2 protein-coding genes are annotated in these 1,431 nt (G+C 64.0%); one reads left to right on the forward strand and one right to left on the reverse strand.

The window, feature by feature from the left end; genetic code table 11:
- The first annotated feature begins 387 nt into the window (after positions 1 to 387).
- On the forward strand, positions 388 to 918 hold the full coding sequence (locus A5700_RS00580) for a hypothetical protein (RefSeq protein WP_156670992.1): 531 nt from the start codon (positions 388 to 390) through the stop codon (positions 916 to 918).
- 120 nt (positions 919 to 1,038) lie between these two features.
- Here A5700_RS00580 and A5700_RS00585 read toward each other — a convergent pair.
- Positions 1,039 to 1,431, reverse strand: a 393-nt coding sequence (locus A5700_RS00585; protein WP_156670993.1) for a DUF4333 domain-containing protein, incomplete at its 5' end; no start/stop codon positions are given.

Here is a 1,431-nt window from a genome sequence, read left to right on the forward strand (position 1 = left end):
ATGGGCGCACGCCGTGTCCGAAGTGTCGTCAGCGGGCTGCTCGGTGCACCAATTCCCAGACACCACAGCGGCCCTGTACATGCACGAACAAATACTGCTCACCGACAACACCGACCTCATCATCGGCAGCGAAAACCTCAGTACCACAAGCCTTTCGAGAACCGCGAACTGTCGCTGACGTTGGACACCACGACCGCGCCGGCGCTCATCGCCGCCGTGGAAACCACCTTCAATACCGACTACGCCGCCGCCCCGGCCTCCTAGACACGACGGCGTATCCGCCCTCGGCGCGGACTCGCGCCCGCCCAACCACCGCGGCGCTGTGATGCGCCGAATTATTCAGGGCGGCCGTCGCTTAACCGCCATCCGCCATGACAAGGTAGAGACATGCGCAACGCGACGGTGAAGCGATGGGCGGCAGCCGCCACGATGGCGCTGGCCGTAGCTCACCCGCCGTCAGCGGTGGCCGACCCGGCTCAAATGCCGGATTTGAGTCGCTATGCCCCAATGCGCTACGAGGATTACCCGCAATACAACGACTATCCCGGATGGGTCGGCCTGCAATTCCTCACCCCCAGCGGGTATCGCTGCCGACTCAAATACAACCAGAAACCCAACGCCTCGATAGCCGAATGCTGGGGCGCACTGCCGGCGACATCGTCGAACCTCGTTCGCACAAGCAATCGCGGCCCGACGACGTTCGACACCAAAGACCTGACCGAACAGGAGCAATACCGCAGAAGTGACAGTACAGCTGCAGTCGTACCGATCAGCCCGGACACCTACAAGCTGCTCCCCGCCGGCAGTAGCATCACCGCCCCCGACCTGGGCACCTGCGCCGTCACCTCAACGACGACCACCTGCGAGACGGGTAGCCACGGGTTCATCCTCGACCCACAAGGCAACCACTCGTTCTGACCAACCGAGAGTCATCTATTTCTACCGACGACGCCGCGGCCCCGTGGGCACCACGGCGTGAGCCGCGCCCAGCGCGGGCTTGAGCCCCTGCAGCGACCGCGGCTGTGGTGATGTGCCCGGTTATTGAGGGCGGCCCACAGCGTAAGCGCCGGTGTCGTCGAGGAACGTCATGGTGGCCTGGCTCGGGCGGCCGTGAATGGTGAACTCGCAGACGAAGGTTGCGCCTTTGACGATCGGCGGGTTGACGCCGTGATTGCAGCGGACATCCTGCACATCGTGCAAGCCGTATCCGGTGGTCGGCTCGGTCAGCACGCTTAGCACACCCGACTCTGCGGCGGTGATGTCGAGTTTGTCATCGGTGATTGAAGCCAAGGAACCGCTGCCGACGATGACAACGACGACGGCGATCGCGAGCACAGCCGCGGTGGTCACTATCGCGATGAGCCAGTGCCGGTGGCGTTTTGGGCCGGGCATCGGCGGGGCGGCCGGAAAAGGCGGTGCGCCGTAGTAATA

Source organism: Mycobacterium sp. E1214, from assembly GCF_001666755.1.
Taxonomy (GTDB): Bacteria; Actinomycetota; Actinomycetes; order Mycobacteriales; family Mycobacteriaceae; genus Mycobacterium.